Source organism: Comamonas testosteroni (genome assembly GCF_030505195.1).
Classification (GTDB): Bacteria; Pseudomonadota; Gammaproteobacteria; order Burkholderiales; family Burkholderiaceae_C; genus Comamonas; species Comamonas testosteroni_G.
Map to the genome: position 1 here is coordinate 5,618,798 of NZ_CP129672.1, position 25,789 is coordinate 5,644,586.

At 55.7% G+C, this 25,789-nt stretch carries 27 protein-coding genes; 17 read left to right on the top strand and 10 right to left on the bottom strand.

Features of this window, described 5'->3' with window-relative positions:
• Positions 1 to 6 precede the first annotated feature (6 nt).
• The 10 genes from QYQ99_RS26005 (at position 7) to QYQ99_RS26050 (ending at position 8,526) form a co-directional block, all read left to right on the top strand.
• Entirely contained in the window at positions 7 to 630 is a 624-nt protein-coding gene (locus QYQ99_RS26005; RefSeq protein WP_302090643.1) for an STY4526/YPO1902 family pathogenicity island replication protein, read from the top strand.
• A gap of 49 nt (positions 631 to 679) precedes the next feature.
• Positions 680 to 1,126 (top strand): hypothetical protein, encoded by a 447-nt coding sequence (locus QYQ99_RS26010; RefSeq protein ID WP_003054945.1) that lies wholly within the window; start codon positions 680 to 682, stop codon positions 1,124 to 1,126.
• 12 nt (positions 1,127 to 1,138) lie between these two features.
• Complete coding sequence (locus tag QYQ99_RS26015) at positions 1,139 to 2,896, top strand: hypothetical protein (protein WP_302090644.1); 1,758 nt, start codon at positions 1,139 to 1,141, stop codon at positions 2,894 to 2,896.
• A gap of 253 nt (positions 2,897 to 3,149) precedes the next feature.
• Positions 3,150 to 3,602 carry a hypothetical protein gene (locus tag QYQ99_RS26020; RefSeq protein WP_034381105.1) on the top strand — a complete coding sequence of 151 codons (453 nt, stop codon included), beginning with the start codon at positions 3,150 to 3,152 and terminating at the stop codon, positions 3,600 to 3,602.
• Positions 3,603 to 3,630: 28 nt separating this feature from the next.
• Entirely contained in the window at positions 3,631 to 4,755 is a 1,125-nt protein-coding gene (locus QYQ99_RS26025; RefSeq protein ID WP_302090645.1) for a PFL_4669 family integrating conjugative element protein, read from the top strand.
• 16 nt (positions 4,756 to 4,771) lie between these two features.
• Entirely contained in the window at positions 4,772 to 5,320 is a 549-nt protein-coding gene (locus tag QYQ99_RS26030; RefSeq protein ID WP_302090646.1) for a hypothetical protein, read from the top strand.
• A gap of 66 nt (positions 5,321 to 5,386) precedes the next feature.
• Positions 5,387 to 5,833, top strand: a complete 447-nt coding sequence (locus QYQ99_RS26035; RefSeq protein WP_003054955.1) for a single-stranded DNA-binding protein — start codon at positions 5,387 to 5,389, stop codon at positions 5,831 to 5,833.
• Positions 5,834 to 5,860: 27 nt separating this feature from the next.
• Entirely contained in the window at positions 5,861 to 6,187 is a 327-nt protein-coding gene (locus QYQ99_RS26040; RefSeq protein ID WP_302090647.1) for a hypothetical protein, read from the top strand.
• A gap of 54 nt (positions 6,188 to 6,241) precedes the next feature.
• Positions 6,242 to 6,526 carry a hypothetical protein gene (locus tag QYQ99_RS26045; protein ID WP_302090648.1) on the top strand — a complete coding sequence of 95 codons (285 nt, stop codon included), beginning with the start codon at positions 6,242 to 6,244 and terminating at the stop codon, positions 6,524 to 6,526.
• Positions 6,527 to 6,675: 149 nt separating this feature from the next.
• Positions 6,676 to 8,526, top strand: coding sequence for a DEAD/DEAH box helicase (locus QYQ99_RS26050; protein WP_302090649.1), 1,851 nt, complete (start codon positions 6,676 to 6,678; stop codon positions 8,524 to 8,526).
• Positions 8,527 to 8,589: 63 nt separating this feature from the next.
• Here the strand turns inward: QYQ99_RS26050 and QYQ99_RS26055 are convergent, their stop codons facing one another.
• Complete coding sequence (locus tag QYQ99_RS26055; RefSeq protein WP_003065080.1) at positions 8,590 to 8,886, bottom strand: H-NS histone family protein; 297 nt, start codon at positions 8,884 to 8,886, stop codon at positions 8,590 to 8,592.
• 252 nt (positions 8,887 to 9,138) lie between these two features.
• On the opposite strand from QYQ99_RS26055, the gene QYQ99_RS26060 reads away from it, so the two are divergent.
• The 5 genes from QYQ99_RS26060 to QYQ99_RS26080 all read left to right on the top strand — a co-directional run bounded on the left by QYQ99_RS26060 (position 9,139) and on the right by QYQ99_RS26080 (position 12,346).
• Positions 9,139 to 9,576 carry a hypothetical protein gene (locus QYQ99_RS26060; RefSeq protein WP_302090650.1) on the top strand — a complete coding sequence of 146 codons (438 nt, stop codon included), beginning with the start codon at positions 9,139 to 9,141 and terminating at the stop codon, positions 9,574 to 9,576.
• A 78-nt stretch (positions 9,577 to 9,654) separates the two neighbouring features.
• The gene (locus QYQ99_RS26065; RefSeq protein WP_302090651.1) at positions 9,655 to 10,398 is read left to right on the top strand and encodes a hypothetical protein; all 744 of its coding nucleotides are present in this window, start codon (positions 9,655 to 9,657) and stop codon (positions 10,396 to 10,398) included.
• Between the two features lie 64 nt (positions 10,399 to 10,462).
• A complete protein-coding gene (locus tag QYQ99_RS26070; protein WP_302090652.1) occupies positions 10,463 to 10,708 on the top strand; it encodes a hypothetical protein in 246 nt (81 codons plus the stop codon).
• A gap of 110 nt (positions 10,709 to 10,818) precedes the next feature.
• Positions 10,819 to 11,721, top strand: a complete 903-nt coding sequence (locus tag QYQ99_RS26075; RefSeq protein WP_302090653.1) for a hypothetical protein — start codon at positions 10,819 to 10,821, stop codon at positions 11,719 to 11,721.
• 190 nt (positions 11,722 to 11,911) lie between these two features.
• Positions 11,912 to 12,346, top strand: coding sequence for a hypothetical protein (locus QYQ99_RS26080; protein WP_302090654.1), 435 nt, complete (start codon positions 11,912 to 11,914; stop codon positions 12,344 to 12,346).
• A gap of 275 nt (positions 12,347 to 12,621) precedes the next feature.
• Here QYQ99_RS26080 and QYQ99_RS26085 read toward each other — a convergent pair whose 3' ends face one another.
• On the bottom strand, positions 12,622 to 13,434 hold the full coding sequence (locus tag QYQ99_RS26085; RefSeq protein WP_302090655.1) for a sulfite exporter TauE/SafE family protein: 813 nt from the start codon (positions 13,432 to 13,434) through the stop codon (positions 12,622 to 12,624).
• Positions 13,435 to 13,506: 72 nt separating this feature from the next.
• Between QYQ99_RS26085 and QYQ99_RS26090 the strand changes: the two genes are divergently transcribed.
• The gene (locus tag QYQ99_RS26090) at positions 13,507 to 13,890 is read left to right on the top strand and encodes a winged helix-turn-helix domain-containing protein (protein WP_302090656.1); all 384 of its coding nucleotides are present in this window, start codon (positions 13,507 to 13,509) and stop codon (positions 13,888 to 13,890) included.
• A gap of 313 nt (positions 13,891 to 14,203) precedes the next feature.
• On the opposite strand, the gene QYQ99_RS26095 is transcribed toward QYQ99_RS26090, so the two are convergent.
• From QYQ99_RS26095 to QYQ99_RS26120, 6 genes are all read right to left on the bottom strand, one after another.
• A complete protein-coding gene (locus tag QYQ99_RS26095; protein WP_019042264.1) occupies positions 14,204 to 14,542 on the bottom strand; it encodes a copper-binding protein in 339 nt (112 codons plus the stop codon).
• Positions 14,543 to 14,567: 25 nt separating this feature from the next.
• Positions 14,568 to 17,738: an efflux RND transporter permease subunit gene (locus tag QYQ99_RS26100; RefSeq protein ID WP_302090657.1), complete on the bottom strand. Its 3,171-nt coding sequence runs from the start codon at positions 17,736 to 17,738 to the stop codon at positions 14,568 to 14,570.
• Positions 17,735 to 19,255, bottom strand: a complete 1,521-nt coding sequence (locus QYQ99_RS26105) for an efflux RND transporter periplasmic adaptor subunit (protein WP_302090658.1) — start codon at positions 19,253 to 19,255, stop codon at positions 17,735 to 17,737. Before QYQ99_RS26105 ends, QYQ99_RS26100 begins: the two co-directional genes overlap by 4 nt.
• Complete coding sequence (locus QYQ99_RS26110) at positions 19,252 to 20,490, bottom strand: TolC family protein (RefSeq protein WP_302090659.1); 1,239 nt, start codon at positions 20,488 to 20,490, stop codon at positions 19,252 to 19,254. The genes QYQ99_RS26105 and QYQ99_RS26110 overlap by 4 nt, the downstream gene beginning before the upstream one ends.
• Positions 20,480 to 21,700 (bottom strand): ISL3 family transposase, encoded by a 1,221-nt coding sequence (locus tag QYQ99_RS26115; RefSeq protein WP_302089465.1) that lies wholly within the window; start codon positions 21,698 to 21,700, stop codon positions 20,480 to 20,482. Before QYQ99_RS26115 ends, QYQ99_RS26110 begins: the two co-directional genes overlap by 11 nt.
• A gap of 1,021 nt (positions 21,701 to 22,721) precedes the next feature.
• Positions 22,722 to 23,066 (bottom strand): DUF4148 domain-containing protein, encoded by a 345-nt coding sequence (locus QYQ99_RS26120; protein ID WP_003052298.1) that lies wholly within the window; start codon positions 23,064 to 23,066, stop codon positions 22,722 to 22,724.
• 297 nt (positions 23,067 to 23,363) lie between these two features.
• On the opposite strand from QYQ99_RS26120, the gene QYQ99_RS26125 reads away from it, so the two are divergent.
• Positions 23,364 to 23,648, top strand: a complete 285-nt coding sequence (locus QYQ99_RS26125) for a heavy-metal-associated domain-containing protein (protein WP_003052296.1) — start codon at positions 23,364 to 23,366, stop codon at positions 23,646 to 23,648.
• A 40-nt stretch (positions 23,649 to 23,688) separates the two neighbouring features.
• Here QYQ99_RS26125 and QYQ99_RS26130 read toward each other — a convergent pair whose 3' ends face one another.
• Both QYQ99_RS26130 and QYQ99_RS26135 read right to left on the bottom strand, forming a co-directional pair.
• Positions 23,689 to 25,092 carry a heavy metal sensor histidine kinase gene (locus tag QYQ99_RS26130; protein ID WP_003052293.1) on the bottom strand — a complete coding sequence of 468 codons (1,404 nt, stop codon included), beginning with the start codon at positions 25,090 to 25,092 and terminating at the stop codon, positions 23,689 to 23,691.
• Complete coding sequence (locus QYQ99_RS26135; RefSeq protein WP_003052290.1) at positions 25,093 to 25,776, bottom strand: heavy metal response regulator transcription factor; 684 nt, start codon at positions 25,774 to 25,776, stop codon at positions 25,093 to 25,095.
• Positions 25,777 to 25,789 lie beyond the last annotated feature (13 nt).

Consider the following 25,789-nt stretch of genomic DNA (forward strand, 5'->3'; position numbering starts at 1 on the left):
TAAGCAATGACAGATCATATTGTTCCCGTCGATATTCACACGAATCCGCAGTTGAATTTTCTGCTGCTGACGGAGGTAATTCGTGCTATCGAAACCGAGGATGGAATAGATCAGTTATTGCAGATGGGTTGCGATGCTGAACTGATTGACCAACTTCGGCATCGCAAGACTCGCGATATTCTGGATATTTCTACTAAGTTAACGAGGGTTAAGCTCGTATTTTCTCCTGGCGAACTCCGGCAGCAACTAGAAGGACTGGACCGACAACGGCAAGACGATGCTCTTTGCGAATATTTTGTGCGTAATGGCGCATCGCGTGCACTGATTACCCGGCTTTTTAAGCGCTCCGCAGACGATATTCGTAGGATGCGTGAATTGGTTGGTGGAAGCGTCACCGGCGGTAGGGCCAAATTACCCAAGAAGTTTGATGTTCGGGATCAGATTCATCAAGCTTGGGCCGAAATTACCAGCCAATCCGCGCCTGGGCAATCTCTACGTGATTGGATTTTCGAGCTGCATTCTCGTTTTGCGGAGTACACCATCGACTCGCTTTATTCAACGCTCAAAGAGTTTGAAGACGAGGATAGCCTGGCTCTTCCCAGGAGAAGTGCTTTCCCGGTCGGCAAATAAATCAGCCGTAGGACGTTCTATTTACAACCATTATCGATATAGCTTGAACATGAAGAACACCAAGAATTTATCCGCCCAGCTGTCGAATAGTGATAGTGAATTTCTGAAGTCCGCACTGTTTCTGGAACTCATCGGCCAAGAGCCCATCACCATCAACCGCGCATTCGTGGATCTCACTGGTAACGTCTTGAGCGCACTCTGGCTTACCTATGCGATGGAGCGGGAACGTCGCAGCGAGTCGGAGGATTTTTTCGAAATCCTTATGTCATCGTCATGCTGCACCAAGGATACCGGCATAACGAGGGCACAGCAGCAAACCTGCCGCAAGACGCTCGTGGACTTGGGCATCCTGCATGAGCAAGCTGGTCAGGGCCGCATCATTACCTATCGGATCTCGAAGCGGCGCTTGCTTGAGCTTTTGCAGCAGCAAGCCATGCCCTTGGCCAGCGCAATGCGAAGTGCAGCGACAACCTCCGTAGCCGCAGCTGCGCACTGATGGAGCTTGTCAGTGCGCGGCTCTCTTTCACTCGCAGCTATTCCAACAGTTCGTTATGAACTGCCGGAGGATGCGCCGATCCACCAGGGTGCCGAGCAAATTTTTCTGCATCTGGACGATCGAGGTTTCGTTCCATTTCATCCGGTGCTGGCTGAAAAATTCGGCCACAAAGCCGCCATCTTCGTGGGCATGGCGCTCTACTGGACGCGCCACAGCCTCCGCAACCATCCCGAGCGCGGTGGCTGGTTCTTTATGTCCTTGCAGCAGTGGAAGTCGGCCATTGGGCTGACCCGCACCGAGCAAGCCAGTGTGCGCGAGCTGCTGATGGGCGAGGGCGTGCTCGAAGAGATGCTCGTTGGGCGTCCTGCGGTGCTGAATTACCGCCTGAACGTACCTGCACTCGCCAAGGCATTGGCCATGCGCGGCAAGGGGCAGAAACTTACGTGGGACTTGGCAAGTAGCTGGTTCAAGGGCTGCAAGGTCTACTACAAGCCTCTGGCTGATGTGGCTGGAAGCATCGCAAGCGGACTGTACTTGGCCTATCTGCTGCAGCGGCACCGGGAGTGTCTGAAGCTCGGCCAGCTCACCGATGGCGCTATCCCGGTCAGCCAGGATGAAATCTCAACTGCGCTTGTGCTCGGTCCCAAGGTCCAGCGCAATGCTCGCGAGCGGCTGAAAAAGGCGGGATTCATTAACGAGGTCGGCATCGGCGGAGCTTTGGTCCGCATTAACTTCGACGCCATTCTGCTGTGCCTGCGTGGCCAAAGCATCAAGCCGTTGCCTCGCAAGGCTGACACGGACAAGGCCACTCCTGCGGCGTCGACGAAGGCTGCACCGTCGAATGGCGGTCCAGCCACGAACAAGACGCTGGATCTGTCCGGGCTTTCATTCGCGTTCTCGCAAGCGTTGCTAGGACTGTCCGCGACCGCTCCTGCTCCCCGCCCGCGCGATCTCTTGCTGTCTTTCTTGAACGACGATCTGGTGCCTCACAAACCTGTCGAAATCCGACAAGCTGGAGTTACTCCTTCGATCAGTGAGCAGCCCGCCAAGTCGGCGCAAATCTCCAACGGCAGCAAGGAGTTAGCGAAGAGCTTTAGCGATAAGGGGAGCGAGGGTGGAGCGAAGGAATCGTTTGCCGTTTCCTGCAAACAAGAGCCTGACTCTTTGGCCGAAACCTACAGGCTTGATCTGCCGTTTCCTACAATCAATATTCAAAGGACTTCTATTCAATCCACTACTACTTCACCGGCTAACACCAGCAGCACGGCTGAGGTTCAGGCAAGTGAGGGTGGTAAGTCTTCGAGTTCGGACAAGCTGAATGCCGCACTTGCCTCTGGCCTCATCTTCCCCACCTGGATTGAGAAGTCACTGCACGCGTCCCTCTCCAAGGTGCTGGCCAAGTTTCCCCTTGAGCAACAACAGCAAGCCTTGGACGAGATGGAAGGTGCGAATCGCCGATTTCATAAAGTGAAGTCGCCTGTGGCCTGGCTAAACAGTGTAGTGAAGAAATATAGAGCCGGCGAATGCATCTGGGCGTATGCCCCCGTCATCGCTGCAGAGCGCATTGAGTTAGCCAAGCAAGCCGATGCTCAACAGGCCCAAAAAGAAGCATCACTGAAAGCTTTTCACGAAGGATCGGCCAATGCCGTCGCCAATCCAGTGCGAGTGGCGGTCGAAGGCAATGGACCTTTGGGCAAAGAAGCGGCGCGCGCCAAGTTGCTTGCACTTCGCAATGAGCGGGCAGCGATGATCGGAAAGGCGAAGAAATGAGCGCATTGCAACTCTGCCACCGATATATGGGGGTCCGATTCGTATATCGCCTAAGTCCTGGCTGCCGAGTAACCCGAAACGGGTCACATGGCACTCAGTGCTTCCTATCTCGGAATGAGTCACACAGCAGTCGTTATCACGTAGCTCGAAATGAGCCACACGGCAATCATTGCCACGTAGCTCGAAATGAACCACGCGGCAATCATTGCCACGTAGCTCGGAATGAGCCACAGCAATTTTCAAGAGAAGCAATATGAGCGAGAAGAAATCAGGGAACGATCTATTTATTCAGCTCGTTCAGCAATTCAGAAGCTACACGGATGCTGCTGTTCTTTGGGTCTTACTCAAAGAGCGGGGGGATATTGGAGAGATCGCCATTACGTCTGGGTCAATCACTGAAGTTGAACTGTGCAGAACCATTCCATTGCCCACCGTAAAGCGAACGCTCCAGCGTTTGCAAGAGACCGGATTTATTAATGTCCGTGTGCAGAAGAACACGAAAACGCTGGTGACCGTGAATCGCGATGCGGTACTCGATTTGCTAAGACAGCCCATTGCCGAGCGTCTGCCATCAGTCAGTAAGAAGCACTTTCCATTTATCGACGGTTGGAATGAAGACATCGCTAAAGAAGCTGCGCAAGTGGCAATAGAGAACGCCAGTGCCGACGAGGGCGGCAAGTCGGGAGAAGTCCCGGACGCTGGATAGACGAAGTATTTAATTTAAGGAGAAGACCTTGGCTACTGATCGAATCAAAACAGACCCCGGCTTTCAGCCAGTAATGCTGGCCGGTGTATTGGGTACAAGTGCACCAGGCATCAAATTCGCCACCGACCCGAATTCGCCATTTCGTGACCGCTACTCAATTGCTGGTGAAGAAGCTGCTTTGGCGGCATTCATCCAGGCTGGCGCGTCTGAAGACGATCCTTTGTTTGATCGCTATGTAGAGCTGGAAGATCGCAAAGAGCAATTCCAGAAGATGCAAGCGGAGCGACGCGATCGTCGTGGTGCGGACGCGGTGGTGACGAACTCCGAAGCGCAAGGCATTGATGATCTTGGGCCGCTGACGAACCAAGGCGTGGACCAGATGACGATTCACACCATCGAGGCCCACCGACTTTTTCAGGGGCGATCTGGGGAGCCTGAAAAGCGCTTGAACGCGATCATTGGTGGCAAGCGCGTTGCTTCCTCTCTGCGAAACCTTTGGGTACTGACCAGCCGTGACAACCCATATGCAGATTGGGCACTGGTACGCCATGAGTACGGCATCTCGCAAGTTCAAGAGTCGTTGCGCGCCCAAATCGCTAAAGCCGAGGATTTGCTGGAGAGCCAGCGCAAGCGCGGCCTGAGCCTGAGCATCGTTCAGTCCGCTCGCCCTATGACCCTGAACCTCGGATTCCGCAGCCCTTACGGCTATGCGATCTCCATGTTGATCGTGGACTACGACTACTTTGTTCGTATCCAGAAAACGCTGCAGCGCAAGAACTTGCTGAGTGATGAGCAGGCGCGTGCTGTGCTGAGCGCAATGAGCCGCGCCATCCTTGGCGTGTTCTACGGCACCGCCCGATTCGACAAATGGCTCGGCCGTCCAGAGATTCGTGAGCTGAGCCGTTCTGACTGGTTCAGTGCAGACCCGGAAGCGGCGAAGCGCATTCAGTTTGTGGTGAGCACGTTTGGTGCAGTGCCAGCCCAGATTTACAAGGCCGAGGTGAAGCCTTCGCATTCGCGCCGACTCATCAACATCAGTGACGCCGAACGTGCGTTGCTGCAGCAAGTCGGCGACCAATTGCAGCAGGCGCAAGAGCATGGCTCCGATGCGTCTGCCTCTACTGGCCCAGAAGCTACAGCCACCGCTGATTAAGACAGAGCGCGGTCGTTTGGAACTGATATTGAAAGGGATTGGTGTGAAAAGGGATCTGGAAATAAAAGGGGCTTCGCAGCACACCGGTCGTGGCCGAGTCGTCAACAACGTGCTCTGGGGTCGTCAAGCCTTGGCGGATCAGGACTGTCAAGATCGAGCTGACGTAAAGGCCCTTACGGGTAGGGGCACCCTGTCCAGATTGCGCCAGAAACTTGACGGCATTGACGCAATCCTGAAGCAGATGCGCGATTTGTCCGAGAAGTCGAAATCTGTTCCAGGACTGAGCTTCTATCTGGTCGTGCACCAGAAAAACACAACAGGCTATGTCTTTCTGCGCTGGCGCCAACGCATGGGCTCGAACCGCCATTTGAGCTTTGAGGAGGTCGAGCAGCTTGCGTCAGGCCTTTCCAGTGAACTCCGTCAATGGTGCATGGCAGCGTCCCAGCGCGCTGTGGCCTTGAATGAGGAGCACCAGCAGACGCGTGGCGATATCAAGCGTATTCGCGTGAGCGTGGACAAGGCTCCTGTCTTTCTTTATCCACGCTCCCCGATTTCGACCCTCTGAGTCCGTGCCTGGGCTGACCTGGTGCAGCAGCTCGGGCATTCAATCAGCACTGCAAGGAAATTGGATATGTCGCAATTGTTTATCGGCAAGGGAAACCTGGGTAGCTCTCCTAGTCTCAGGACGCTCAAGGGTGGGCCTAACGGCGAGTTTGATGTCGCCAGTATGCGTGTTCGGTTCAGCCGATACGGCCGCACCGAGGAGGGCGGAATCGAAGAGGTCGGCGGTTTTTGGCGCGAGGTGGAAATCTACGGCGCGAAGGCTCGCGATGCCGCGCGGCTCCTGCGCAAAGGAGCCAGAGTTCTAGTGATGGGGGAAGAGCTTGAGTACATGGCGCGCGATGAGGCTACTGGCGGCCAGGTGATGGTGTTCAAGATCGAGGCCCAGGATGTCGCACTACTGCTGTCGCGTGTGAAGACCATTGAGTTCGAGGCTTCACGCCGCTCGTCCACGGAGCAGTCGGATGGCTCCTCAGGCGAAGTGCAGGAACCCTACCACGCAGGCCAGCCTGCTTAACGACCGTTTTTAACCAAGGAGCACATCTTGACTTTACATCCCGATCAACAGGCCTCGGACGACATCACATTGCTTGTCGATGGTCGATTCACCATGGTGGTTGCGCCATCGCAAACTGTGAATGAAGAAAATGCACCCGCATTCTTAGTCGTGCGAGATTCCAATGGCAAGGATGTATGCGTGGGATATTGCAAGCTCCAGTTTGATGGTACCTGGCACACGCGTCTCACGGTCACATACGATGAGTCGTCGCAGTCGGACTCTATGTTGATTGGCGACTTTGATAGTCGCGTTGATGCGGTGGTGCGGTTATGGCTTGTCCGTCATAACTTCAGCTACCAGATGACAGAATAAATATCGGTTTTCCTGTGGCGCATGCTCAGTCGCCAATTGAGTCCACAGGAGAATATGGTGCAAGAAAAATATCAATTTTTGGGGCTCGTTGTTCCCGATCCAGTCGATCCGAATTTCGATCCTGTGGCATGGGCCAATACCTGCCAGGAAGTATTCAATAAAAATATCGCTCTGATCGGAAAGTCCTACGACACTTTTATCTTGAAGTGTTCCAGCGATTTTGATCCGCTTATATCGGGGCTGCAGGTTTCTGATTCAACGCTCACATGGGCGCTATGGATGGCCGAAGGTTGGGGCTATGAGTCACCAGCAACAAGAGTTGTTCGCGAGGGGCTTTGATGTTGCCTAGGCCCGTCACGATCCGCCCGCCGGATCTCCTTATCAAAGCCGTCTCGGATGGACGCAGGCTGGGCCTGCAGCTCCTGACTGTTCCAGGTGTGAGCCGTCCACTTGCAAACTACGATGCTTGGTGGAGTGGAGCTCGGCGCATGTGGCTGCTTCAAACTACCGACTCCAGTTATGCCGACGATGTGATTAAGCATGCGTTTGCTGGGCACTTCGTGGATATGGAGCAGCTTGATGTGCAACTGCGCGCCGCTGTCGCAGCTCCTGATCCCGACTACTTCTCGCAGTTGCTCGATGTGCAGATCTTCCCGCTGGTGAAGGGAGACCTGGCACGCGGTTCATGGGCGGTTAGCTTTACCTACGACCCGCTATGCGTGAAGGCGATGCGCTCGTTGGGCGGCTACTTCCACAAGCATGCGTCAGCGTGGCAGGTCAGAGCCGATCCTGAGCTCATCATGGAGCGGCTGGCCAGCATTGCCGGCGTGTCGTCAGAGTTCGTATTCGTCCATGAGCAGCCGGTGGTCATCGAAGAGTTGACCACAAGCGGCAACGAAGGCTCGCCTATCAGCGTGCCCGCTGCATCGCCACCGCTGGGCGGGGGCGGCGGGCCTGGTGAAGAAGAGGGCACCGGTTTCCTGTCGACCGAGCATGGCCACGTCGATGACATGCCGTATGACCGGGTGGCCCTGGCCAGCCTGGTCGCCTGTGGCGTGCTGCGCGACTACCAGGCCGAAGGCGTCGCGCACATGCTGCGTCAATCGGGCGCGTGCATGGGCGATGACATGGGCCTGGGCAAAAGCCGCCAGACGGTCGTGGCATCCCGGATGGCTGCCGGTAGCGGCCGGGTCCTGATCGTATGCCCTGCATCCCTACGTTTGAACTGGGAGCGAGAGATCAAGATGGTCTACCCCGACGCTCGCGTCGGGATGATCGGTGAGGACCGGATTTCGACGCCCGCTGGGTGTGACTGGGTGATCGGCAACTACGAACGCATGGGCGGCCTAGTGCGCGAGACTGAGCTGGAGTTCGCGGTGATGGCCGTGGATGAAGCCCACTACCTGAAGGAATACAAGAGCGGCCGCACGCGCAATGTGTTCCTGCTGGCCGCACGCATTGAGCGGTGCTTTGTCGTTACCGGCACGCCGTTGCTCAATCGTGAGATCGAAATGCACACGCTGCTACGTATCACGGGCCATCGCCTCGGTAGTCTCACGCTGGCAGAGTTCCGCAAGAGCTACGCGGGTAGCCCAGAGAAGCGAGCAGCACTGGCTGCAGCGATCCAGGGCTGGATGATCCGTCGCAGCAAGGACGTGCTCAAGGATCTGGGTGACAAGGCGAGGCAGTTTGTGCCTCTGTCGCCGGAGGGGCTCGATGTCTACAAGGAGATCTATGGCGACATGACCCTGCAGGCCATGCCCAAGATCGTTCGCCTGCGTAAATGCCTTGAAGGTCTGAAGGTTCCGTACTTGGTCGAAACCGTGCAGGCAATGGGAGAGGACGACAAGCTCATCATCTTCTGCGAGTACATGAGCACCGTGGAGGCCCTTAAACAGGCCCTGGCCAGCCTTGGCGTAGGCTGTGTCTCGCTGGTCGGCTCAGATAGCTTGAAGCGTCGCCAGGCTGCGGTAGATGCGTTCCAGAGGGACGCAAGCATCAAGGTATTCATTGGCACCACCATGGCTGCGGGCGTGGGCATCACGCTGACGGCTGCCAACATCGTGGCATTTGCCTCCATGCCGTGGACGCCAGCCTTGATGCGCCAGGCAGAGGACCGGGCCTACCGTTTGGGTCAGATCCGCGATGTGCTGGTCCTGGTGCCCATCATCCAGGGCACTATCGATGAGGGCGTGCTGCAGCTGCAGGAGAACAAGCACACCACAGAAATAGAAGTGGTGGAGGCAGCCAAGAAAGCATTGCCTGTCCAACAACGAGCGGCTGTAGAAACTGTGCCAGATGAAGCTCGCGAGGAAGTGCTGGCACTTGAATATGCCTGATCTATTTTAAGTGCTCATAAAAAATGGCCACTTAGTGGCCATCTAATATCAAACCTGCTGCAATCATTTGATTTCGAATTGCGAGCGATCCTTATCTTTAATCCAGACAGGAGGCTTGCCACGGCCTGTCCAAGTTTGACCTGTCTCAGGGTCACGATACTTGGGGTCAACAGAGCCGCGAGTTGCTTTTGCTTTCGCTTGGGGGAATATATCGTCTTGGGTCAATCCATATGTCGCGATCAAACCCTTAATCTGTTGCACGGCTGTGCCGATTTCGCTTTTACGTGCTGCTTCAATCTGGGCTTCGAGTGTTGCGCGTTGGGCCAGCAGATCCTTGTACGACACCGCAGAGTTAGACATCAATATGCTCCATTAAAATGACAAAACATATTATGAGGCATTTTAAGAGATGATGGTTGCTTTGCGGGAAGCAAGGATTGCGTTGCACTCAGTTTCGGCGCTAAAATCGACGCACACTGGCTCTTCGGAGCTTTCTAGCATCTGAGTCCTTGAGAGATGCGCATCAGCTCACGCTGACGAGGACATTCTTCAACCCCACGGGATAACACAATCCCGTCGGGGACCGTGTTGCCCAACATCTAGGAGCAACACATGCATCAATCTCAACGTTCTGCCAAGAAGCCGGCATCCTCGCCTTTTGACGTGGATCGCCAGTTGCTGGTGAACATGATCTCTCGCGTCAACGACCCCGTCGTAGCACGCATATTTCTCAACACATTGGATATGTACCCGGATCTGAAACTTCAGTTCCTAGGTGCCAATCTGATGGCGGAAGAGACGGTCAAGCGCTCGCAGATTCGATACGCAAAGGCTCATGACTTGGGTCAGGCTACTGCGCGAATCAAGCGAAAGTGTTTGGAGTTGCTTGGTGCCCTTTGGTCACTTAGCGTTTGCTTAGCTCGTTGGGCTCGCGTGGCTATCAATGAGTACAAGCTGCAAAAGTCTCATAAATCGTCTAAGCCACCGGCTCCTTCTGCAAACGTCATCATGCTGCCGTTGTCTCGCAAGGCAACTGGCACAGATAACTAAGCAGAAGCTCTAACCAACCCATTACCTGAAATTCGTCGGGTAGTGGGTTTTTCTTTGCTTGAAATATTTGGAGTCCGTATGAATAAGAAATCAATCCTTGAACGCTACCTTGAATTGCATCCATTGGGGGCTTCAAGGCGTGGCGCGTCATTGGATAAGGAGCTCATTGAACGTTGGTACTTTGAAATTCAGCTCCGAGGCGTTGCGAAGATCAAAGATCAGATTACACATGCGAAGCGAACCGCCACCTCATTGGTGAAAGCTCAAAGTAATTTTGAGAACCTCAATCCAGCTCAATTGAAGCAATTGAAGGATGCCTCAACGATGATGCGCAATCTCGCAGAGTCGCTGGTTCCGCTAGAAAATTGGGCTAAGAGCTATAAGGAGTTCTACGATAAGACGGTTCTTGCCGATCAGAATGAAGAATGCGATGCGTTTGCGCAAGCACGCTGGCATGGCGATGAAGTGGAGTTTCAGCTGGAGCTTGAGTTATTGCTTGAGGCTGACAACTTCAAAACGCGCAGTTGCCTTGGTGATTGGTTTCATCTGAATAAGCGGTATCTCAACGTAGCAGCAAATGAGTTCATCCTGTCGTTATATCTGACCCTTCATGAGAAACAAAGCGTGAAGGAACGGATGCGGGCAGTAGCCTATTCATTTGTTTACGCCTCCGCTTGTCGCAGGGAGCATTCTGAGTTGATTAGCAATCAAAAGTCCGTGTACGTGGGTACCAAAGACATTGATGCGTACCTCGCATACAGAAAAGCAAATGTGCAGGCTTCGGCGTCTGCGGCAATGGGCAAGTTGGGTGTCAACCTATAAATCCCTGATGGGCACTAGATGCCCTGGGGCATGTGTCCATCTTCCTTATCTACTGGAGATGAATATGATCCTCGAAAACACCTTTGAACGTCCAAGTAATTACAAATCCATGGTGCATGCAGAGAAAAAACCGAGCATTGAATTGTTGATGGACCAGGTAATGGTGATTGCATCAATTTGGACATTAGCTTCAAACGATGCCTTGGAACCCTCGGCTAAAGAGAAATATAGGGCTCGTGTTGTACTGGAACAGGATCATCTTCGCACGATGCTCCAGGAAGCGCTCACAGCGAAAGACGGGGTTCTGTAACTTGTCCCGTATTCACTGGGTGATCTTCTTCTAACTCTCTTTTTACCCTTGGGGCACCGTCATGCCCCTGGGGGGACGGTGCCCTTTCTGCTTTCAACGAAAGGAATCCAATGTCCAAGCACTTAATTAATCAAACGAACGTGAACGGTATTGAAATGGTTCTGGAATGCGGCTACGACCGCCCAACAGGCTCTTTCTTTGCCAATATTCATTCCGAAGGCGAAATTTACTACACCTCACTTGCGGAGCTCGGGTCGAAAGACTCGGGCTGGTTGCTCACCGTGACTGCAGAGCATGGCTTGGTAGTCCCTCGCAAAATGATGGATCGCCTTGCTATCGAAGCAATGTTCGATGGGAGTAACGATCTCATCGAGCACGAGCCTTACACGCAAACGGAATTCGACAGACGACTGCTACAGCTGGGCTTTCGCCAACAGATGCCGTCCGTGCTGCCAACCGATAACCCTGTGTGGGCTTGGTTCACTGACAGCGAGGAAGATCTTGGCACATATGCTTTGCTGCAATCCAAGGACTGTCAAGCGTATGTGCCATCTCTGCTCTGTGATGTCATGCCACAAGAAGGTGAATGGCCGGTATTCGATGAACAGTATGTGCTCAAGCGTCTTGACACGATGCATGCGCGGCTCTTGAAGGGCACTTTCCAAAAGCATCCTGGCGAAGGCATAGGATCGGTTCTGAACCGCATTCTGGGCTTTGTGCCGCCAATTCTGCAGCTCGAATCCAAGTTGTTCGTTGTTTTCTCGGATCACGAATTCGTGGAAGAAAAGACGGGCTTTTGGGCTGGAGACAGTTGGGCTGGCTTTTCCGCGGCGAAGGTGTTCGGGCCGTGTGAAGTGACAGTAGAGGAGGGCGAGAACTGCATCCCTATTCACGAGGCATATGCCTTGGCAGCGGTGCATTGCTCAAGGTCCAGTCATTTGGCGTCAAAAGCATCTCTGACGATGATCTTTGCGCATCTTGCGGCCACTGCAACTATCGTTCAGGTCATATGAGCAGTTGCAGTAAAGACTGGCCTGGATACCAGGATTCCGATGGGTATCTGAAGGTGTGCTTTGCGTCCGATGTCGCCATCTAAAACGCAAGCTATTTGAACTTCGCGCTGGCCAAGGGCCAGCGATTTTTTAACCCGGACGGGCGTCGTCGCGCAGTCGGGCCGCGCCTTTCCAATTTAGAGAGTTGGAAATGAACGCAACTAACCATCAGCCTCTTTGCACAGCTGCGGATCGTCAGAGCTACGCACTGACTGCTGAACAGGTCGCCATTGCCATCGCTGGCCACGACCTCCGCACCTTTAAGGGGTGGATAGCAGCCGCGTCATCATTACTCGCTGATGCGCCTTTGATGACCGGCATTCAGGAGAAACATAGCCCCTATGTGATCCTGAAAGCGGAGTTCAACGGAAAACCAGAGGTCGTTCTCTTCTACAACGAAACCAATGGCATCTACTCCCCAGATCTTGCGTCGGACTTCGACAGCAGTGCCTGGAGCAATGACAGTTGGGATGGCGTCGAGGCTGAGACCAACATCGCTACATTGACATGCCCGGACTTTGTGACCCTGCGTCACGAGCAATTGCCGAAGCAAGTCACTAACGACTCTCTGAGTCCTGGCATGTAATTGCCACACTCAACAAGCCCAGATCACAAGTTTTTGTGACTGGGCTTTTTCATTGGCGGTGCCGGGCCTGCTGTCCTAGTTTCCTTGGCCGTCCCTCGATCACGGAAAGATGCGCAGAAGGTGCGTTACCTCGATATGCTGCGTATTCCGGTCGAACTGACCGCCTGTGCCGGTTGTGGCTGACTGGGCTGATGGTCGTGACCGACTGAGTTCGGCCATGAGCAGTCATTAGATGAGCTGCCATAGACCTGCGCAAGAGCAGTCTTAGACGCTCGCTATTTGTGTCGCCACACCTTCACTGACGAAATCAGCAGGATGGCAGCAAGTCCTGGGAGCAGGATGCTGGACGGAATGACACCCAGCAAATTCCCGCCGATGGCAGCACCTGCGATGGACCCCGCAGCCATTGCCAGCACAAAACGCTTGTGCGTGCGGAGAATGCCAAAGGCCTGGTCTTGGCTGTATCGCGCGAAGCCCACAACCATCGTTGGCAAGCTGACGGCCAACGATAGCGAACCCGCGAGCTTGATGTCCACGCCAAAGAGCAGCACCAGCGTCGGAATGAGCAGCTCACCTCCCGCCACCCCCATGATGGATGCCACCACACCGATGCCAAAGCCAGCGACAACTCCTGCAATGAGTTGGGCAACGCCAGTGACTAAGGGCTCGCGTGAAGCGTGCCCGTGACCAACCAGAAGAACGACAGCGATGCCCACCAGCATGACAGCGAGTACCTGATAAAGCGTCCGACCGCGCATTTTGGATGCCCAGGAGGCGCCGAGCCAGGCACCGGCAAGACTACCCGCCAGGAGATTCACGATGATGGGCCACTGCGCAGCCACATCGCTAAAGGGAATAGAGGTACTACGGAACACCAAAGCACTGGCCACTACAAACAGGCTCATCGCCTTGTTCAGAATGACAGCGTGTAGTGCTGCAAAGCCAAATAGGCCAATCAACAGCGGAAGGCGAAACTCCGCACCGCCTAGCCCAATGAGCCCGCCTAAAGCACCCACAGCGCATCCTGCTACCAAAGCGCTGGCTAGGCGCGTTGCACTTGAATTCGTAACTTCCACTGCTTCAGGCATTGTTCCTCCCTAAGTTCTCGATATGTTCTCCGAGTTTATATCGGGCCGACGTTTGTAATGGACAATCAATCCATGAAAGCGACACTCAGGTCAAAGCCCCAGGACGGAACAACGCAGTTCCGTATCGAACTGAATCACAGCGTTGCCATCGGACCAGGCAAAGCCGACATCCTTGAGGCAGTGCATGAGACGGGCTCATTGGCAGAGACCGCGCGGCGTCTGGGAATGAGCTACCAGCGTGTGTGGGTGCTGGTCAGCGCAATGAACCAAGACTTCATACAACCGTTGGTGCAGACGCAGCGCGGAGGTGCCTCCCGCGGCGGTGCCTCGCTCACAGATACGGGTCAACAGGTTCTGAAGCTTTACCGAGAGAGCGAAAGTGCCGCGATGAAGGCCATCAACGAGAAGTTGCCCGCCCTAATCGCGCTGCTGCACCCGCGAGTACGCACCGACTGAAACAACCTCGCAAGATTGAGCGGCCGGTATTTTGGAAACATGCTTGACCGTAACGGTCGTGAGCTGGCTTAGCTAGCTGGCAGCTACCGGCGGCGGATTCAACCGGTCGTTGCAACACACTAACTACCGCTTAGGCGGCAGGACTGTTGCAATTCTGTTCGCGCAGGCCTTCCTTTTCCGAAATGCTCAACGGGAGCCGGAAAATATAGCGCAATGACGGATAGCAGACCTGATGCATAGCTATCAGGGTTTGCGGTTTAAACGAGGCTTTACAACAAAGGGACTGCGATTTACATGGCAGTCCCTTTTTCTATCAATGGTTCGGTTTCAGTTCCGTGACCATCGCCTTGCCCTTGATAGCCTCGGCCTGGAATTTAACCTTGTCGCCGACCTTCAGGCCGTCGAGCATCTTTTTGTCGGCTACCTCAAATCCCATGGTCATGGCAGGCATGGCCAGGTTCGGAATATCTCCGTGACGCAATACGATGAGGTTCTTTTGAGCGTCGATTTTGCGAACCTCGCCATCAACGAGGGGCATGCTGGCCGAAGTGGCTCGGGCTGCAGGCTGCATCGGCATTTTCATGTCCTGCGCATGAGTTGTTGTGAACGCTGCTAACGCGACGGCTGCGGTAAGGATGTGGGCTGTTTTCATGGTTCTATCTTCCAAGGTGTAATGGTTATGAAGCCTTGATTGCAGATGCTTCAAGGTTTGAGGGGGGGCGCTCTGCAGTTGGACGCTTGCGATGGATCAAGTACCAGGCAGCTGGGATGACCAGCATGCTTAGGAGCGGGGCTGTGACCATGCCGCCGACCATCGGAGCGGCGATGCGGGTCATAACTTCCGAGCCGGTGCCGTGTCCAACCAGAATGGGAAGCAGACCCGCCATGACTACAGCCACGGTCATGGCCTTTGGCCGCACGCGCATGACGGCTCCCTCTCGAATGGCAGCCAGCAACGTTTCTTCATTGTCCGGCTCGCCTGAGGCTAGATGCTGTCTCCAGGCGTTCTGCAGGTAGACCAGCATCACGACGCCAAACTCGGCGGCAACGCCGGCTAGGGCAATGAACCCCACGGCAGAGGCCACCGACACCGCGTGACCGAGCGCCCAGATGAACCAGAACCCACCGACCAGCGAGAATGGAACCGCTGCCATGACCAATGCGGCATCGCCTGCACTGCGAAACAGGACGTAGAGCAGCATGAAGATGACGGCCAGAGTGAGTGGTACGACGACTTTCAGGCGTTCCGTAGCCCGCTCCAAATACTCGAACTGGCCAGACCACGACAGGGCATAGCCGGCAGGCATAGCCACCTGCTTGGCAACAATGGCTTGCATGTCATGGACGACGGAGCGCAAGTCCCGGCCACGTACATCGACATAGACCCAGCCCGAGAGCCGTGCGTTTTCACTGCGGATCATGGGTGGGCCTTCTGCGATGACGATCTTGGCGACGTCCTGCAGGAGCACGGTGGCACCCTTGTCTGTCACGAAAGGCAGCTTGCGCAGGCGTTCCAGCGAATCGCGGATTTCGCGCGGGTAGCGGACGTTCACTGGATAACGCTCTCGACCCTGAATGACTTCTCCGACATTCTCGCCACCGATGGCTGTGGATATGACCGCCTGCACGTCTGCCACAGAAAGTCCGAACCGTGCAGCGGCTTGTCGGTCCACATCTACGTCAATGTACCGGCCCCCTGTCAAGCGTTCGGCCAACGCGGAAGAAACACCAGGCACTCCGCGCACGGCGGATTCAATCTGTGCCGCGAGCTTGTCGATGGTGGCGAGGTCTGGTCCGGCGACCTTGATGCCGACGGGACTCTTGATGCCGGTGGCCAGCATGTCGATGCGGTTGCGGATCGGGGGCACCCACACGTTTGATAGACCCGGAACCTTGACCACCCGGTCCAATTCTTCAACCAACTTCTCAGGGGTCATGCCAGGACGCCATTGCTCACGTGGCTTGAACTGGATCGTGGTCTCGAACATCTCCAGCGGCGCAGGATCGGTCGCAGTATCTGCTCGTCCCGCCTTGCCGAACACACGCTGAACCTCGGGCACTGTCTTGATAAGCCGGTCTGTCTGTTGCAACAACTCTGCGGCCTTTGAGACCGAAATACCAGGTAACGCCGAGGGCATGTACAACAGATCGCCTTCGTCCAGCGGCGGCATGAACTCACCGCCCAGCCGCATGACCGGAATTGCGGTGATGGCCAGGGCCAATGCCGCTGCCAGCAGCGTGGACTTAGGAAAACGCAAAACCAACTCCAAAGCAGGCCGGTAAATGGCGATAAGGCTTCTGTTGATAGGGTTCGCAGTTTCCTTTGGAATGCGTCCTCGAATGAGGTATCCCATCAGCACTGGAACCAGAGTCACCGACAAGCCAGCAGCAGCAGCCATTGCGTAGGTCTTGGTGAAAGCCAGTGGTGAGAACAGCCGTCCTTCCTGGGCCTCTAGGGTGAACACGGGCAGGAACGACAACGTGATGACCAGCAACGAGAAGAACAGCGCAGGGCCGACTTCCACGGCTGATTGCGCGATCAGTTCCCAGCGCTCGGCCACGGACGGTGGGCGTCCATGTCGTTCTTCAAAGTGCTCTAGATGCTTGTGCGCAGCTTCGACTAGGACCACCGAGGCATCGACCATAGCCCCTAGAGCAATGGCCACACCGCCCAACGAGAGAATGTTCGCGCTCACGCCTTGCCAGTGCATCACGCCAAAAGCCGCTAGCACCCCAATAGGCAGGGTTACAACAGCCACCAGCGCGGAGCGCAGGTGGAATAGGAAGATGGCACAGACGACGGCGACGACGGCGAACTCCTCCAGGAGCTTGACACGCAGGTTGTCGACTGCACGATCAATGAGTTTGGAGCGGTCATAGGTTTCCACCACCTCCACACCTTTTGGTAGGCTGGGTTTGAGCGCCTCCAGCTTCGCTTTGACCGCCTCGATGGTGGCGCGGGCATTCTTGCCGGAGCGCATGACCACCACGCCGCCCGTGACTTCACCCTCGCCATCCAGTTCGGCGATGCCTCGGCGCATTTCCGGGCCTATCTGGACTATGGCCACATCTCTCAGCAGCACGGGTGTCGCTCCGCTGAGGGTGATCGGGATGGTACGGAAGTCCTCCAGTGATTGAAGGAATCCGCGCGAGCGCACCATGTACTCGGTCTCGGCCATTTCCACTACCGAACCGCCCGACGACTGATTGGCCTTCTGCAGAGCCTGCACGACCATGGACTGCGTAATGCCGAGCACTCGCATCCGGTCCGGGTCGAGAACCACCTGGTATTGACGGACCATGCCGCCGATGCTGGCGACTTCTGCCACATCCGGAACGGTTTTCAGCTCGAATTTAAGAAACCAGTCGTTGAGGGCTCTCAGCTGTCCAATATCGTTATGGCCGCTGCGGTCGACCAGCGCGTACTCGTAGACCCAGCCCACACCTGTGGCATCCGGGCCTAGCGCGGCTATCGCACCTACTGGTAAGCGGCTTTGCACCTGGTTCAGATACTCCACCACCCGTGACCGTGCCCAGTACGGATCGGTCTTGTCGTCGAACAGGATGTAGACGAAGGAGTCGCCAAAGAACGAATAGCCTCGGACGGTTTTAGCCCCAGGTACGCTCAACATGGTCGTGGTCAGCGGGTAGGTCACGAGGTCTTCCACCACCTGAGGTGGTTTGCCTGGATAGGTGGTGCGGACGATTACCTGCACGTCGCTCAGGTCTGGCAGTGCATCGACTGGAGTGCGAGATGCCGACCAGATGCCTGCCGCCACAAGGAACGCTGTGACGACCAACACCAAAAAGCGGTTGGCGATGGACCAACGGATCAGGGTAGCAATCACTTGGCGCCTCCGGTGGTTCCTGCGTCGCTGCCGCTTTTCTGCACGGAGACGACTTCCCAATCCATAGGCCCGCCTTTTCGGAACTCGAAGCGCACCAGATCTCCTGGCTTTAAACCCGTGAGCGTCATCGAGTCGGCCTTGCCAAAGCTCATTGTCATGGCGGGCCACTTGAGTTTGGGTACGGGACCATGCGAGATCGTGATCCCGTCGTCATCGATGCTCTCCACCTTGCCCTCGGCGCGGTAGATGTCCGGGGCTTCGGTGGCCGTAGCGGGCACAGGTTGGGATTGGCCGGCTTCCATGGCTCCCAGGGCTGACTTGAGCCGCGCTTCCGAGTCCACCAGGAATTGGCCGCTGGCAATCACTTCGTCGCCTTCGCGCAATCCTTGCAGCACCTCCAATTGATCACCCAGGTCCTCGCCTAGTTTGATTTCCCGAGGCTCGAAATTGCCAGACTCCTTGCGGACGATGACCAATGCACGGGTGCCGGTACGGATGACGGCTTCGGCAGGCAGGACCAGGCGCGAGGCTGGAACGTCGCCGACCTGCAGGCGCAGCAGCAATCCGGGGATCAGTTTGCCGCTGCGGTTATCGACCTCGAATCGCGCTTGCAGGGTGCGCGTGCTGGCGTTGACCTGTGGCAGGATTTCCTTCAACTCGCCTTCGAAGGTTTGGGATGCATCGGCTTGCAGAACGGCCTTGACCCTTTGGCCACGCGTCAGGCGTACGGCTTGTGCTTCCGGCACTTCAGCCACGGCCCAGACCTTCTCTAGGCCGGAGATACGGAACAACGTAAGGCCAGGCGACACCTGGGCTCCATCTCGCACACCAAGTTCCGTCACTACGCCATTTACCGGAGCCTGCAAGGTATAGCGAGCCTGGGCGACCCCGGTTTCCTCACTCTTGCGTACCAGTTCTGCGGGGATGGACATGGCGCGCATGCGCTCACGGGTTGCCGTAATAAGCTCCTGGGGTACACCTGAACGCTTGAGTGCGAGCAGTTCGTTTTGTGGCCCCAGCCACTCCGGCGCAAAAATGATGGCCAAAGCCTGACCTTTGCGAACCTGCTCCATGGGAGCGCGCACAGCCAAATGCTCGACATAACCGGCAACACGGGTCTGAACGGCGACACTCAGACGCTCATCGAACTGCACCGTTCCAACGGCGTCGAACGACGCGCCGATGTCGGCTCGCTTGACCGTCGCGGTCCGAATGCCGAGGTTCTGCTGCACCGTTGGACTGACTTTGACACCTGTGTCATTGGCATCGCCCGCATAGACGGGCACCAATTGCATGTCCATGAATGGCGACTTGCCCGGTTTGTCAAAGCGTGGTCCCGGTACCATGGGGTCATGCCAGTAGAGGATCTTGCGCTCGCCTGTGGGAGCCTTGGATTCCGAGGCGGCTACGGCCTGGGGGGCATCGCCTTCGGAGGTCAAGCGGCCAATAAAGAAGCCACCGGCTGCCAGCAGTACGCCTGCCGTAACCAATGAAGTGACCAGTGCTGTGCGCTTCATTGGGCACCTCCCTGAGCGATGGGTTTGAGGTTCAGTTGGGCCTGTGTACGTAGCAAATCACGCTGCAATGCGAGGAGTTTTCTCTGAGCTTCGACCTCGGCATGTCGTGCCTCAAACACGGCGGTCAGGGCCAATTGATTTGAGCGGTAGGCTGCCAGGGCGGCGGAAGTGCGCTGTCTGGCCGGAGTCACTACGGAGCCTTGGTATCTCTCGATACGCTGCTGCAGGCGCGCGGCGTCGCTAGTCAAGGTGCGGTAATCGGCCATGGCTGCGCGCATTCCCTCCGTCAGGTCAGCCTCTGCTTTGTCGACCATGGCCAGCTTGGCCGAGGTTTCGCGGTCTTGGCGCTGGCTTGGTGCGATTTGGAGCGGGATGCTGACGCCGACTGAAACCAAATCGGAATAGCCAGTGCGCTGGCCGTACGACACTTCCCAGGTCCAGTTGGGAGAGCGCTCCTTGGCTGCGACGTTTGCACTCTGGCGAGCAATTTCGACGTCGCTTTTTAGGCCTGCGACGGCTGGATATCTCTCCACGTAGTCCCGTTCCTCGGGAGCAGGGAAGGCAGGTGGCTTGTTGAGGGCATCGGGAAGAATGCCGATCCAGCGTTGCAGACTGACCATGGCTGCAGACTGTTGTTGGCGAACCTCTTCGCTTTCATCCTCTGCAATCCCTTTGGCGGATAGGAGCTGCAACGCTTCTGCGCTGTTGCCTGTGGCAGCTGCTATGCGGCTTTTTGCCGCATTCAGCTCCTCGTGCAAGTGATGCTCGGTTTGTGTGGTTAGCTTGAGTGCTTCAGTGGCGAACCAAGCATCGACATACGCCATGCTGACCTGCAGGCGAGCCTCGGCTTCGGCAATGTCTTTTTGTACGGCATCGCGGTCGGCCCGTGCACGAGCCGCACCTTCGCGTGCGGCTCGTTTATCGGCGGAGAGCCACTCTTGGCTGATACCGATGCGCTTCATCGTCATGGACTCACGGGTACCGCTGAAGCGGTCTGAGCCGGTAACCGGCAAATTGTCGATGCCGGCCCGCAGCATGGGATCTGGCAACTGACCCGCAGCCTGTATGGAATGGACAGAGCCTTGCATCGCCGCCTGGGCTGCGCGGGCTGCTTCGGAGCGTTGGACGGCCAAGCTTATTGCCTGGTTGAATGAAATCGATTCTGCAGCAGCAACGGCCGGCAGAAAGACGGCAGCCAAGGAGGCTGCTCGCAAAAAAATAGGTTCATCGCGCATTACCGGGGAATGCTGCCCGAATCTTCAGAAAGAAGTAGTCCTGATCGCGGTAGCCATAGGCCCGGCGCTTGATGACCTTGATGGTGTTGTTGATGCCCTCCACAACACTTGTGTTCAACGGATGCCTGCATCGGGCGATGATCCCGTGCAGGTAGCTTTGCAAGCGCTGAGCGAAGGTGCTCAGTGCGGCAATGCCGCTTTGATGGGCTTGATCACACCAGTGCCGCCAGGCGCGATGCGCCCAAGTCGCACGACGGTAGAACCACAACTGTTTGAGCTCGTCGCGCAAGACGTATACCGTCATCAATGGTTGATTGGCCGCCAGCAGTTCCTTGAGTTGCACTGCTTGTTGAGGCTGCAGCTTGTTGCGATTGCGCAGCAGCAACCAGCGGCTGGATTTGAGCACCTTACGTGCTGAGGGCTGTTGGCGCAGCAAGTTGGCCTGATCGACACGCACTCGGTCGATGACCTCCCGGCCGTACTTGGCCACGACATGGAACAGGTCATAGACGATCTCGGCGTTAGGGCAGTGGGCCTTAATCTCCAGCTCGTAAGCCGTAGTCATGTCGATAGCAACTGCGCGAATGCGCTGGGCAACGCCAGCGGGCAACTGCTCGAAGAACTGGCGGGCCGTCTCGCGTGAGCGCCCTTGCCCCACCCACAGCACCTGCCGGCTGATGGGGTCGACGACGACTGTGGCGTAGCGATGGCCCTTGTGCAGCGCAAACTCGTCCATCGCCAGGTACTCGATCTGATCCCATTGCGGCTGCGCAGTGTTGGCCAGCAGCAAGGCTTTGTCGATGGACTTGACGGTGTGCCAGCCCAGATCGAAGAAGGCCGCTACCGCCTTGATGCTGCTGCTGCGAAGCAACTGGCTGCACGCCTGCGCCAGACGGTCTGTGACGCGCTGGTAGCGACCGAGCCAGCTGAGTTTCTCCAGGTGCGGGCCACCACAGCTATCGCACCACAGACGCCGACGCGGCACATGTAGCACCACTCTGTACTCGAACAATGCCAGATCGCGCACGCGCCGTGTCGTGGTCTCATGGACTTGGCTGCACTGCGCACCGCAGCGCTCGCAATGCATGACGCTGGCCTGCGGCTTCAGATAAATCGACACGGTGCGGCTATCGCCCTGGGGCCACTGCACACGTTCAACCACGTAGCCCTCCCAGCCGCCAAGAGCCTGCAATAACTTCGAGTCCAGCATTTGATTTGTTCTCCGATGTCAGTGTCGTTGCCATCAGATTACAAAACGAACGGGCTTATCTCCACGAAATTCCTCGATGAACCAAAAAATAGGGGTCATGGAAACTCCGTGGACGAACGAGGGCATTGCCGGCGTATGGACAAGCCATGCCAGCACCAGTCAGTCGACGGAGTGATCAGACTCTGAGTCTGAGAGTAGAGAGAAAAAGAGGGTCCGGAGGCGGTCGAACCTCCAAGGTGATGGGCCAGGACACTGCAAGTGCAGCATCAAATTCGAGCACTAGCGGCAGCTCCAACACCTGCACGATGGCAGGTAATGACGCCACGGGCAGTTTGACTGCCTCGAAGGTCACATCCGGGGCATTAGTGTACTGATGACACAGAACCGGTTGCTGTTGGTCCATACCTTCGCATGGCATGCCGGCCTCCATCCTGGCCGTCATTGCGTCAACGCCTTCCTCCTGTGGGCAGACGTAACCCGCCAACGCCAGCTGTGCGAACAGCAGCGAAAGCACCACAAGGACTGCGGTGGATAGGCGGTGAATGCGACTTCGTAGCATGGGAGCAGTTAGTGTAGTCAATCTACCAGGGGTACGCGGTGATGGCCATACGTGACTACCGATCTTTAAATGCTACAGATCTTCGGCAAGCCAGTGGTTAACTCGCATCCTAGGAGCAAACGCTAAAGCTGTGTCTGAATGAAGCGCGACACCGTATGCACAACTCAGTTCTGAAGAAGGCGGTGTCCTGTCCCATCCTCAAGTTAATGGATGAGGACACATACAACGTGATGCTCGATAGCGATATCTACCTCGTTGAGTCGGCGCATCGTTGACCCCAGTGTCGGCAACCCATGTGTGACGATTGCGATCATATGGGCCGAAATTCTTCCGGGCAATTTGTAGTTTGCTCAAGCTGATGTTCTACATGCAGAGGCCTCTGTTGATTGAGACCTCTGCGGTAGATCGGAACAAAGATGCAAGAAAGAGCTGCATCCACGATGCATGCGTCTTTGATGGAGATCAGCCTGCAAATGATTGGAGGCGAGCATCTCGCTCAGCTGGCGATTCATTACGCATTTCGTTGATCACTTGCTCGCGGGTTTTGCTCGATCCTGTCTCGGGAGTTCCACGGGGGAAATTGCTTTCACCGTAAGAAAGGCGGCCCTGCTTCATGGCAGCTTCAGTCTCGGCCTTGACTTGAGCTCGGGTTTTCTGGCTTACAAAGTGCTCCGGATGCACGATCACGCCTTGTTCATTGTTGGCTGGATGCTCGTAGGCTGCAGAGGCCATTCCAGGAAGAGCCAGGGTGACAACGGCAGCAACGCTTGCGAGTACAGAGGAAATGGAGATGCGGTTTTGAGACATGGTTGGCTCCTAAGACAGTTGATGAACACATCTCCTGGACCTTGATCAAGGTGAGGAGAAGATGGGTTGATCTTAAGAATCGGAGCCCAACAAAATCAGGACTGTCCGGTGACATTGTTGTCAGCTTTTTCGCGACAGTTCTTATCCCAAATCTGCACACCAATAAGCCCTAAGCGAAAAGTGAAGACCAACGTAGTTGACGTACACAGCGTGCTCCAGTGCTTGTGCAGCTAGATGCTTGACATTCACATCATGTGAAGGATGAGACTTTAGCCACAAGCTTTAAAGGAGTACGTAATGGCTATTTTTCGCATCAATGACATGAAATGTGGTGCCTGTGCCCCGCGGATTCAGCGCTCCATTTTGGCAATCGATGATGAAGCAAAGATCGGAGTGAATGCCCGAGATAAAACGGTGCAAGTCTCCGGCGATCTGAGCGACACCGACTACATGTTGGCTATCCAGGCCGCTGGATACACTCCAGAATTATTGGCGTTAGCCGAAGCCGAGCAGGCAAATGCTGAGAAGCCGCAGACGAAATGCTGCGACTCCACTTCAGTAAAGACATCTTGCTGCGGATAGTGTCTTCTTGCTTTCAAGAAAAGCCTGTTTTCTGATCTGCTTAGGAAGTCGGCTGCGGAGTGGGGAATTTCAAGGTGAAGCGAGTTCGTCCATCGGCTGACGTGGCGGTAATGGAGCCTCCATGGGCTTCGACAATTGCTCGGGTGATTGCCAAACCCAATCCGCTACCGTCTGAGTCCGGATGAGCCCTGGAAGGGTCAGCTCGGTAGAAGCGGTCAAATAACCTGGGCAGGACTTTGGGATCAATGTCCTGCCCTGTATTTTCCACAGTGACAAGTGTCCAGGAAGCGGAGGCCGCAATGTCGATGGTGACCATGCCTGCCTGCGGCGTGTAGCGCAAAGCATTAGATAGCAAATTACTCACAGCACGATGGAACATCAGCCGATCACCATCAACGAGTCCATCGCCTTTTAACTTCAAATGAATTTGCTTTTCTTCCGCGACAGCCTCGTAGAACTCCAGCAATGCATACGCTTCTTGCTTTGCGAAGAATTGCTCCTTGCGCGGCAGGCTTACGCCCCGTTCAGTTTTGGCCAGGAATAGCATGTCTGACACCATGCGAGCCAAACGCTGAAACTCTTCGGCATTAGAGGCAAGAATGTCTCGGTATGTCGCGGCATCACGCTTGGACGCCAGCACAACCTGAGTCTGCGTCAACAGGTTGCTGATGGGCGTACGCAGTTCATGGGCCAAATCAGACGCGAAATCTGTCAGCCGTTGAAAATCGTCCTGCAACCGATCCAGCATGCGATTGAGCTCATGCGCCAGGTCGGCCATTTCAACGGGCACAGCCTCGACCGGCATGCGCTCACTCATCTTCTGCCCCGTCACAACAGCTGCCCGTGATTTCATTTCTCGCAGCGGTGCCAGCCCTTGTCGAGCGGCGAGCCAAGACAGAAGCGAGCACAGCAAGATTGCAGCAATCACATAAATCGCGAAGCTCGCTCGAATTCCGTCGAGAAATTGAATGTGATGCTTGGTATCTGCAGCGATCAGTACCTTTAATGGTGACGGTGCGTAGGCCGGTAGCGTCTCAAAGCTCAAGATGTGGAATTCTGCGTCTGCATGCCGCCACACCCCAAACGATCCTTCCTTGTCGATAAAAGCCGAGTTGCGATCCGGCACTGCAAAGCCGGATGCGGGCGATTGAAATACGGTTTCTCCTTGGGCATCTTTCACCTGGACTTGAAGATCCTCGTGATAGTTCAGTGCCTCATTTAAACGCCAACGAGCATCATCGACCGACTTGGTGTTCTGGAGAATTTTCTCGATCAAATGTCGCTTGTCCTGAAGCGTCATTCGGTCCAATTCCACGAAATGCTTTTCTGTAACGACTAGGAATAGGCCGCCTAGACCTAGCACTACGGCTGCCGCAACAGCCGTGAAAAATAGTGCCAAACGGCTCGTTAAAGAGAGCTTTCCCTTGCGAGTGAGACGCTGCACCTATTCCTCCTCAGGGACTTCAAGCACATAGCCCATGCCCCTTACGGTCTGGATCAGTTTGATCGAGTGGCCTTCGTCAATTTTGACTCGCAGACGGCGCATGGCCACCTCAATGACGTTGGTGTCGCTGTCGAAATTCATGTCCCATACCTGCGATGCGATCAATGAACGTGGCAGCACTTCACCATGTCGGCGCATCAGCAACTCTAAGAGTCCGAACTCTTTGGCTGTGAGGTCAACACGCTTGCCATTGCGAGATACGCGACGACGCAGCAGGTCTAGCTCAAGATCTGCAACAGTCAGAGTAGTACCTTCGTTGGCCGGATGTCCACGTCTCAGAATGATGCGAACTCTGGCGAGTAGCTCTGCGAACGAAAACGGCTTTACCAGGTAATCATCTGCGCCGAGCTCTAGACCTTTGACACGGTCCTCGACATGGTCCCGTGCAGTAAGAAACAGGACCGGCATATGTAGTCCCCGATCACGCAGAGACTGGAGCACCTGCCAACCATTGAGGCCCGGCAGCATGACATCCAAGATCACCAAGGAGTATTCACCTTGCAGGGCCAGATGTAAGCCGTCTGAGCCATTTGGGACGAGGTCAGCAATGTAGCCAGCCTCGGTCAGTCCTTGGCGCAGGTACTCACCTGTTTTAGGCTCATCTTCGACAATCAAAATCCTCATGTACTCGCTCCGC

What these genes read in the sequence shown, in the direction of transcription:
- QYQ99_RS26035 (WP_003054955.1), top strand. Translation starts at nt 5,387, where the DNA reads ATGTCGCAATTGTTTATCGGCAAGGGAAACCTGGGTAGCTCTCCTAGT.
- QYQ99_RS26125 (WP_003052296.1), top strand. Translation starts at nt 23,364, where the DNA reads ATGGCTATTTTTCGCATCAATGACATGAAATGTGGTGCCTGTGCCCCG.
- QYQ99_RS26120 (WP_003052298.1), bottom strand. Translation starts at nt 23,066, where the DNA reads ATGTCTCAAAACCGCATCTCCATTTCCTCTGTACTCGCAAGCGTTGCT.
- QYQ99_RS26060 (WP_302090650.1), top strand. Translation starts at nt 9,139, where the DNA reads ATGCATCAATCTCAACGTTCTGCCAAGAAGCCGGCATCCTCGCCTTTT.
- QYQ99_RS26090 (WP_302090656.1), top strand. Translation starts at nt 13,507, where the DNA reads ATGAAAGCGACACTCAGGTCAAAGCCCCAGGACGGAACAACGCAGTTC.
- QYQ99_RS26105 (WP_302090658.1), bottom strand. Translation starts at nt 19,255, where the DNA reads ATGAAGCGCACAGCACTGGTCACTTCATTGGTTACGGCAGGCGTACTG.
- QYQ99_RS26075 (WP_302090653.1), top strand. Translation starts at nt 10,819, where the DNA reads ATGTCCAAGCACTTAATTAATCAAACGAACGTGAACGGTATTGAAATG.
- QYQ99_RS26005 (WP_302090643.1), top strand. Translation starts at nt 7, where the DNA reads ATGACAGATCATATTGTTCCCGTCGATATTCACACGAATCCGCAGTTG.
- QYQ99_RS26045 (WP_302090648.1), top strand. Translation starts at nt 6,242, where the DNA reads ATGGTGCAAGAAAAATATCAATTTTTGGGGCTCGTTGTTCCCGATCCA.
- QYQ99_RS26050 (WP_302090649.1), top strand. Translation starts at nt 6,676, where the DNA reads ATGTGGCTGCTTCAAACTACCGACTCCAGTTATGCCGACGATGTGATT.
- QYQ99_RS26085 (WP_302090655.1), bottom strand. Translation starts at nt 13,434, where the DNA reads ATGCCTGAAGCAGTGGAAGTTACGAATTCAAGTGCAACGCGCCTAGCC.
- QYQ99_RS26055 (WP_003065080.1), bottom strand. Translation starts at nt 8,886, where the DNA reads ATGTCTAACTCTGCGGTGTCGTACAAGGATCTGCTGGCCCAACGCGCA.
- QYQ99_RS26135 (WP_003052290.1), bottom strand. Translation starts at nt 25,776, where the DNA reads ATGAGGATTTTGATTGTCGAAGATGAGCCTAAAACAGGTGAGTACCTG.
- QYQ99_RS26080 (WP_302090654.1), top strand. Translation starts at nt 11,912, where the DNA reads ATGAACGCAACTAACCATCAGCCTCTTTGCACAGCTGCGGATCGTCAG.
- QYQ99_RS26070 (WP_302090652.1), top strand. Translation starts at nt 10,463, where the DNA reads ATGATCCTCGAAAACACCTTTGAACGTCCAAGTAATTACAAATCCATG.
- QYQ99_RS26110 (WP_302090659.1), bottom strand. Translation starts at nt 20,490, where the DNA reads ATGCGCGATGAACCTATTTTTTTGCGAGCAGCCTCCTTGGCTGCCGTC.
- QYQ99_RS26095 (WP_019042264.1), bottom strand. Translation starts at nt 14,542, where the DNA reads ATGAAAACAGCCCACATCCTTACCGCAGCCGTCGCGTTAGCAGCGTTC.
- QYQ99_RS26115 (WP_302089465.1), bottom strand. Translation starts at nt 21,700, where the DNA reads ATGCTGGACTCGAAGTTATTGCAGGCTCTTGGCGGCTGGGAGGGCTAC.
- QYQ99_RS26020 (WP_034381105.1), top strand. Translation starts at nt 3,150, where the DNA reads ATGAGCGAGAAGAAATCAGGGAACGATCTATTTATTCAGCTCGTTCAG.
- QYQ99_RS26065 (WP_302090651.1), top strand. Translation starts at nt 9,655, where the DNA reads ATGAATAAGAAATCAATCCTTGAACGCTACCTTGAATTGCATCCATTG.
- QYQ99_RS26010 (WP_003054945.1), top strand. Translation starts at nt 680, where the DNA reads ATGAAGAACACCAAGAATTTATCCGCCCAGCTGTCGAATAGTGATAGT.